Raw genomic sequence first — 861 nt, 5'->3', positions numbered from 1 at the left:
GGAGCCCCTACGGATTCGATTCTGTATGCAAAATATTTTCTGCCGTTTTATTCGGCTTCCGATTCCAGACTTTCCACAGAATCTTCCTGGAGATCTGCAGGCTTCCGTCTCCGGGCATACAGCAGCCAGTAGAGAACGGCACAGCCGATGGCACCCAGGCCCACGGCGGAATAGATGCCCTGGAATCCCAGCGGTTCCTTGAAGGCACCCAGGAGGTAAGGTCCTACCCCCAGCCCCAGGTCCAGCATGACGAAATAGGTGGAAACCGCCACCCCGATCCGGACTTCTTCCACCAGCTTCACGCAGATGGCCTGTCCGTTGGACATGAAGGTTCCGTACCCCAGGCCCACGAACACCCCAGCGGCCAGCATTTCCCAGTTCTGGGTGGTAATGGACAGCAGCAGGAGGCCGATGGCCAGGCAGGCATAGGTGGGATACATGACGAAGTCTTCCCCTTTCCGGTCGAACATCACCCCTGCAACAGGACGGGCCAGGGTGATGGACAGGGCATAGACCACGAAGAACAGGGTCCCGGCAGTCATCAGCTGCAGTTCCGCCGCATAGGTGGCCAAAAAGCTCAGCACGCTGGAATAGCACACCGCCACAAAGAAGCCCACAATGGAAATCCCCATGACCCGGGGTTCCAGGAAGTTGGACAGGGACAGCTGTTTCAGAGCCGCCCGGTGTTCTTCCGTCAGCTGGATCTCATCCACCTTCATTACAAAGGCGGCCCCCAGGCAGATCAGTACCATCACAATGGAAAACAGGATGATCACCCGGAAGGGGAACATCTGCTGCATCACCATGCCGATGAAGGGCCCGATGGCCGCAGCCAGGCTCATGCTGAGGGCATAGTAGTTG

The 861-nt window shown here is 57.8% G+C and carries 1 protein-coding gene; it reads right to left on the bottom strand.

Annotated features, from left to right (window positions below; all coding sequences use genetic code 11):
- Positions 1-47: 47 nt before the first annotated feature.
- A partial coding sequence (locus QVO43_RS06915) for an MFS transporter (protein ID WP_288174680.1) occupies positions 48-861 on the bottom strand: 814 nt, incomplete at its 5' end.

The sequence above is a fragment of the Acidaminococcus sp. CAG:542 genome, assembly GCF_000437815.1.
In the GTDB taxonomy this organism is placed as follows: domain Bacteria; phylum Bacillota; class Negativicutes; order Acidaminococcales; family Acidaminococcaceae; genus Acidaminococcus.
This window is presented reverse-complemented; position numbering and strand designations above follow the sequence as displayed.